Source organism: Pseudolysinimonas sp. (assembly GCF_044239695.1).
Classification (GTDB): Bacteria; Actinomycetota; Actinomycetes; order Actinomycetales; family Microbacteriaceae; genus Pseudolysinimonas_A.
The window spans coordinates 1-6,463 of the sequence record NZ_JBIIAW010000133.1; the positions used below are offsets into that span (position 1 = coordinate 1).

The 6,463-nt window shown below is 71.2% G+C and carries 8 protein-coding genes; 1 reads left to right on the forward strand and 7 read right to left on the reverse strand.

All coding sequences use genetic code 11. The features are described from left to right. The 4 genes from ACILQS_RS14800 to ACILQS_RS14815 all read right to left on the reverse strand — a co-directional run. The coding region (locus ACILQS_RS14800) for an enoyl-CoA hydratase/isomerase family protein (RefSeq protein ID WP_395640892.1) at positions 1-429 on the reverse strand (429 nt) is incomplete at its 3' end. Further along, the gene (locus tag ACILQS_RS14805; RefSeq protein WP_395640893.1) at positions 426-1,631 is read right to left on the reverse strand and encodes a thiolase family protein; all 1,206 of its coding nucleotides are present in this window, start codon (positions 1,629-1,631) and stop codon (positions 426-428) included. The genes ACILQS_RS14805 and ACILQS_RS14800, both read right to left, overlap by 4 nt. 80 nt (positions 1,632-1,711) lie before the next feature. Beyond that, entirely contained in the window at positions 1,712-3,028 is a 1,317-nt protein-coding gene (locus tag ACILQS_RS14810; protein ID WP_395640894.1) for an HRDC domain-containing protein, read from the reverse strand. Continuing rightward, positions 3,021-3,617 carry a DUF3000 domain-containing protein gene (locus tag ACILQS_RS14815; RefSeq protein WP_395640895.1) on the reverse strand — a complete coding sequence of 199 codons (597 nt, stop codon included), beginning with the start codon at positions 3,615-3,617 and terminating at the stop codon, positions 3,021-3,023. Before ACILQS_RS14815 ends, ACILQS_RS14810 begins: the two co-directional genes overlap by 8 nt. Before the next feature lie 92 nt (positions 3,618-3,709). On the opposite strand from ACILQS_RS14815, the gene ACILQS_RS14820 reads away from it, so the two are divergent. Beyond that, positions 3,710-4,885, forward strand: a complete 1,176-nt coding sequence (locus ACILQS_RS14820; RefSeq protein WP_395640896.1) for an alpha/beta hydrolase family protein — start codon at positions 3,710-3,712, stop codon at positions 4,883-4,885. A gap of 1 nt (position 4,886) precedes the next feature. On the opposite strand, the gene ACILQS_RS14825 is transcribed toward ACILQS_RS14820, so the two are convergent. The 3 genes from ACILQS_RS14825 to ACILQS_RS14835 all read right to left on the reverse strand — a co-directional run. Continuing rightward, positions 4,887-5,588, reverse strand: a complete 702-nt coding sequence (locus tag ACILQS_RS14825; protein WP_395640897.1) for a dihydrofolate reductase family protein — start codon at positions 5,586-5,588, stop codon at positions 4,887-4,889. Then, positions 5,585-6,022 (reverse strand): SufE family protein, encoded by a 438-nt coding sequence (locus ACILQS_RS14830; protein WP_395640898.1) that lies wholly within the window; start codon positions 6,020-6,022, stop codon positions 5,585-5,587. The genes ACILQS_RS14825 and ACILQS_RS14830 overlap by 4 nt, the downstream gene beginning before the upstream one ends. A 26-nt stretch (positions 6,023-6,048) precedes the next feature. After that, on the reverse strand, positions 6,049-6,463 hold a 415-nt coding region (locus ACILQS_RS14835), incomplete at its 5' end, for a sulfurtransferase (protein WP_395640899.1).

The following is a 6,463-nucleotide window of genomic DNA, read 5'->3' on the forward strand; positions in this document are numbered from 1 at the left end:
GGCGTTGAGCCCGATCTCGACCCCCCCGCCGAGAGCGAGGCCGTTGATGAACACGAACGACGGCACGCCGAGCTCGGCGAGACGGCCGAGCGTCTCGTGGCCGAGCTTCGCCATGAGCAGTCCGGTCTCCCGGTCGGGGATCTCGCTGACCTTCGAGAGGTCGGCGCCGGCGGCGAGGATGAACTGCTTGCCGGTGACCGCGACGCCGTGGATCTCCTTCGCCGCGGCGCGCTCCTTCTGCGCATCGAGGACGCTCGCGAGCTCCAGGAGGGTGGCCGGCCCGAGCGTCGACGGGCGGGTGTGGTCCCGGCCGTTGTCGAGCGTGATGAGGGCGAGCACCTTGCCGCTCGGCAGCGTGATGTCCCGCACGTAGGAGTGGGTGATGACCTCGTCGGGGTCGAGGCCGACGAGCTTGCTGAAGTCGGTCATCGCTTGGCACCCTTCGCGGAGTAGTGGGGGTTCTCCCAGATCATCGAGCCGCCCTGGCCGAGACCGACGCACATCGCCGTCATCCCGTAGCGCACGTCGGGCCGCTCCTCGAACTGGCGGGCGAGCTGGATCATCAGTCGCACGCCCGACGCGGCGAGCGGGTGGCCGATCGCGATCGCGCCGCCCCACGGGTTCACCCGCGGGTCGTCGTCGTCGATGCCGAAGTGGTCCAGCAGCGACAGCACCTGCACCGAGAACGCCTCGTTGAGTTCGAACAGGCCGATGTCGTCGATCGTCAGCCCGGCCTTGCGGAGGGCCTTCTCGGTCGACGGGATCGGGCCGATGCCCATCACCTCGGGCTCGACGCCGGCGAACCCGAACGAGACCAGGCGCATCTTCGCGCCGAGGCCGAGGTCTTTCGCGACGTGGGCGCTGGCCAGCAGCGAGACCGTCGCGCCGTCGGTGAGCGGCGACGCGTTGCCGGCCGTCACCCGACCGTGCGGACGGAACGGGGTCTTGAGGGTCGCGAGGCCCTCCATCGTGGTCTCGGGGCGCATCCCCTCGTCCTGGGTGGCGAGTCCCCAGCCCGACTCGCTCCTGATGGCGACGGGGATGAGGTCGGGCTGGATCTTGCCCGCCGCGTAGGCGGCCGCGACCTTCTGCTGGCTGAGCAGCCCGAAGCGGTCGGCGCGCTCCTTGGTGAGCGACGGGAACCGGTCGTGCAGACGCTCGGCCGTGTTGCCCATGTTGAGGGCCTCCGGGTCGACCAGCTTCTCGGCGAGGAAGCGCGGGTTGGGGTCGGCGCCCTCGCCCATCGGGTGGTGCCCCATGTGCTCGACGCCGCCGGCGATGCCGATGTCGTACTGACCGAAGCCGATCATCGAGCCGATCGCGGCGACCGACGTCATCGCGCCCGCGCACATGCGGTCGATCGAGAACCCCGGCACGCTGATCGGCAGGCCGGCCAGGATGGCGGCCGTGCGTCCGATGGTGAGCCCCTGGTCGCCGGTCTGCGTCGTCGCGGCGATCGCCACGTCGTCGACCCGTTCGGGCGGCAGATTCGGGTTGCGCTCGAGCAGGCCGATCATGGCCTTGACGATGAGGTCGTCGGCGCGGGTGTTCCAGTACTGGCCCTTCTCACCCGCCCGACCGAACGGGGTGCGGACCCCGTCCACGAAAACGACGTCGGAAATCTCGGCCACGATGCCCTCCAGCACTGATTCGCAAGTAGTCGGTCCAGCCTAGGCAGGCCGCGGAGGCCCCGGGAATCCTTTGATTCTTCCTACGAGACGGGCTCTTCGGGTGATTCCGGCCCTTGGCGGACATCCACAAAGGCTTGCGCGATCAACTGTGCGGTTGCCTCAACCTGCCACGCGCGGGCGCCGAGCGCGGCGAGAGCCTCGCCGACGGTCTCGGGGGTGACCTCGGCGGGCGGCGTCCAGGCGACGCGGCGCAGGGTGTCGGGGGTGAGCACGTTCTCCATCGGGATCGCGAGCGCGTCGGCGCGAGCCAGCACGGCGGCGCGGGCACGTTTGAGCCGTCCGTCGGCCTCGGGGTTCTTCTCGGCCCAGACGCGCGGGGGCGGCATCCCGTCGCCCGGCGGGCGGCTGACCGGAAGATCGTCTGTCGCGATCCCGCGTTCGATCGCCTCCCACCAGCGGTCGAGTTGTGAACGGCTCGCCCGCCCGTTGAAGTCCTTCATCGCGGCGAGGTCGCGCTTCGTCGCCGGCAGGGCTCGGGCCGCGGCGAGGAGGGAGGCATCGGGTACCAGCCGCCCGGGGGCCGAGTCGATCTCACGCGCGTAGTCGTCTCGCGTCGTCCACAGTTCGCGGGCGACGGCGAGATTGCGCTGCTGACGGAGGGCATGAATCCCCGACAGCCGACGCCACGGGTCCTGCCGCGAGACGGGCTCGCGGTGCAGGACCGCGGCGAACTCCTGCGCCGCGATGTCGGTCTTGCCGGCGTCGTCGAGCAGCCCCGCGATGGCGTCGCGCAGGTCGGGCAGCAGCTCGACGTCGAGGGCCGCGTAGACGAGCCAGCTCTGCGGCAGCGGCCGGGTCGACCAGTCCGCCGCGGAATGCTCCTTCGCCAGATGGATGCCGAGGAGGTCCTCCACCACGGTGCCGAGTCCGACGCGGGGCAGACCGGCGAGCCGCGCGCCGAGCTCGGTGTCGAAGATCAGCTCCGGGTCGAGCCCGACTTCGCGCAGGCAGGCCAGATCCTGGCTGGCCGCATGCAGGATCCACTCTTCGCCGGCCATGACCTCGGCGAGTTCGCTGAAGTCGCCGATCGCCGGGGGATCGAACAGGAACGCGCCGGCTCCGCGTCGGTACACCTGGATCAGATAGGCGCGCTGCGAATAGCGGAACCCGGACGCGCGCTCGGCGTCGACCGCGAACGGGCCGTTCCCACCCCGCAACGCCTCGACGGCGGCGAGGTAGCCCTCACGCGTGTCGAGCACGTCGACGTGCTCGTGGACGACAGGCGCCGACGCGACCGTGGTCGTCTCGGTCTCGGTCTCCACGGTCGCTGGATCGGTCGACGACGGCAGGTCGGGCGCCGGGTCGCTCCCCGGTGCATGGGAGAAGAGGTCAGCCACGCGCCGCTCGGCGATTCGGCAGCAGCCCGACGGCGTCGGGCGTCGGCGGAAGTCCGGCGAGCCGGCACAACAGGTCACTCCAGGCCTCGACGGAGGCGCCGATGGCGTCGGCGTCGGGGGTCCACGACGCCCGCACCTCCAACTGCGCTCCGTCGCCCTGGCCGGCGAGTTCGCCGAAGCCGGTGGAGAGCACCTTGGTGGCCGTTCCCGAGGCCGCGGTGTAGCCAGCATCCCGAGCGCTGAGGGAGTCGGTCAGCCAGGCCCACGCGACGTCGGCGACGAACGGATCGAGGCCGATATCGGTCTCGAGCGGCGCCTGCGCGAAGCACACGACGCGGAAGGCGCCGTTCCAGGCTTCGGGCTGCTCAGGGTCGTAGAGGAGGACGAAGCGCCCGGTGCCGAGCACCGAGTCGACCCCGTGCTTGACGGGGATGACGTCGGCGGCCATCGCGATCGCATGCGGCGCGAGACCGGTCGGAGCTGGGATCTCGTTCACCTGGAGTTCCGGGCGGATCTCCGCTCGTCGGAGCGCCGTCATCGCGCGACCGAACGAGGCCGGAACCACCGGTTCACTGCGCTCAGTGCTCACGACTTGAACACTAGGGTTTCAATCGCGGCCCCGTCACATGCCACGCCGACTCCGACGTGCTGATCGAGGGCTCGCGAGCTTGAGGAGGACGCATGCCGACGCGGATGAAGATCGCGATTGGCGGCGTTGTCGGAGCCTTGTCGCTCGTCGGTGCCGCGGCGGTCGCGACGGCCGCCGTGAGCGTCATCGTCGCCCGCAAGGTGATCGTGCCGCCGTCCCGGCGCGAAGAGGATGTCGCGATCCGTTCCGTCGACCTCGACGCCGGGCTCATCGTGCTCGACGCCACCGCCGACTCCCGCCTCCGCGGTGAGTACAGCCTCTGGTTCACGCGCGAGACGGGGCACGCCCGCATCGGCGAGATCGTGGCGACGACGGCGACGACGGTGACCCGCCGCATCCTGGGTGTCGATCAGGGCGATCTCGCCGCCGCGAAGCGCGGGCGTCTCACCGGGTGGTTCTACCTGACTCCCGCCGACCTCGGAGTGCCGTACGACGACATCGCGATCGCGACGCCGCTCGGCGACGCGCCGGCCTGGCTCATTCCGCCGACCGGGGGACCGGGAACGCGGTGGGCGATCCACGTGCACGGGCGCGCGGTGCGCCGCCCCGAGACGCTGCGCGCCGTCCCGATCTTCCGGGCGGCCGGATTCACCTCCCTCGTCGTGTCCTACCGCAACGACGGGGAGGCGCCGCGCAGCGGGGACTTCCGCTACGCGCTCGGCGACCGCGAGTGGCTCGACGTCGACGCGGCGATGCGGTACGCGGTGAGCCACGGCGCGACCGAGATCGTGCTCGTCGGCTGGTCGATGGGCGGTGCGACGGTGCTGCAGGCGCTCACCCGCTCGGTGCACGCGGATGCGGTGGCCGGCGTCATCCTGGAATCCCCGGTGGTCGACTGGATCGCCGCGCTCGACTTCCAGGTGCGCATCCGGCGGTTGCCGGTGTTCGTGCGCTCGTTCGTCATCCTGCTCTTCCAGAAGCGGTGGGGCGGCTTCTTCACCGGCCTGGCCGAGCCGCTCGACATCGACCGGCTCGACTTCGTCTCCCGGGCGCGCGAACTCGACCGGCCGGTGCTCATCCTGCACAGCGACGACGACGGCTTCGTGCCGTCGACGGCATCCCGTGCTCTCGCCGTCGCGCGGCCCGACCTCGTGGCGTACGAGGCGTTCGACACCGCCCGGCACACGAAGCTGTGGAACTACGACCGCGAGCGCTGGGAGGGCGCGATCGGCAACTGGCTCGCGAATCTCCCCCGGCGCGACCGATGAGTCAGCGCGACGGGCGCCAGCGGGCGTAGAGCGCACCGCTCTCGTCGGCCAACAACTGCACGAGGTCGAGCTCGTGCGGCCCGGGCGATGCCCCGCCGAACAGCACCTGCGGCCGCCCGACGATCCGCGGCACGGTGGTCAGGCAGATCTCGTCGACCAGGTTCGCGGCGAGCAACTGCCCGACGAGGCGCGGACCGCCCTCGCAGACGATCTTCTCGAGCCCGCGGTCGCGGAGCGCGGCGAGCATCCGGGCGAGCGGAACGGCCCGGTCGCCGTCGACCGCGAAGTACTCGAAGGGCGCCGAGAAGGTCTGGCGGGCACGCTGCTCGGCCCCCGACGGCCCGACGACCAGGATGCGCCCGGGTTCGATGTCGTCGCGCAGGTCGGCGCCGGTGAAGTCCCCCGTGGTGGTGAGCACCGTGAGGTGCGTGCGCTTCGGGACGAGGCCCGGCTCCGCGCGCAGCGTCGCCGCACCGATCAGCACGGTGTCGCTGACCGAACGGATCGCCCCGAGCACGACCCGGTCGACGCCGGTCGTGATGCCCTCGCTCGTGCCCTCGGCATCCGCGGTGCCGCCGTCGAGGGTCGCGACGAGGTTGACCCGCAGTCCGGGCGCCGGGTACAGCGCGGCGATGCGCTCGCGCGCGTCAGGCGCGGTCGTGTCGATGGCGTCGCCGGCCGGCGACAGCGGATGCAGGATCACGCGCCGGTCTTCTCCCGCACCTGGCGCTTCGCGCGGCCGAGGAGCGCGGACATCCCGCGGATGCGCAGCGGGCTCACGGCTTCGGTGAGCCCGATGGTGAGCGGGTAGTCGTCGGGCACGTCGAGCACCTGCTGCACCGTCAGGCCGGCCAGCCCCTGCACGAGGATGGACGCGAAGCCACGCGTCGTCGGGGCCTCCTTGGGGGCGGTCGCGTGGAGGTGCACGATGCCGTCGACGACCTCCACGAAGATGAACACCGGCGACTGGCACTCTTCGACGCGCTCGAGCAGATCGGGGTGTTCCGCATACTGCGCGGGCAACTCGGGGAGCTCGTTGGCGAACTCCAGCAGCAGCAGCAGACGCTCGTGCTGCTCGAGGGCCAAGAAGTCGTCGCGCGTGGTCGCGAGCGCGGACGGCAGGTCGGACTCGCTCACGCGCTTCAGCCTACTTCGACGCGCGACTACGTCGTCGGGATGGCACCGGGCTCGGTGCCCTTCACGATCGGCACGCGCACGGCGCTGCCCCACTCGGTCCACGACCCGTCGTAGTTGCGCACGTTCTCGAAGCCGAGGAGGTGCTGCAGCACGAACCAGGTGTGGCTCGACCGCTCGCCGATGCGGCAGTACGCGATGACCTCGTCGCCGTCCGTCAGCCCAGCGCCGTCGCGGTAGATCGCGTTCAGCTCGTCGAGCGGCTTGAACGTGCCGTCTTCGGCGACCGCCTTCGCCCACGGCACGCTCTGCGCACTCGGGATGTGGCCGGCGCGGAGCGTGCCCTCCTCCGGATAGGCGGGGGCGGTCGTGCGCTCGCCCGAGTACTCCTCCGGGGAGCGCACGTCGATCAGCGGGTTGCCGCGATGGGCGAGCACGTCCTCC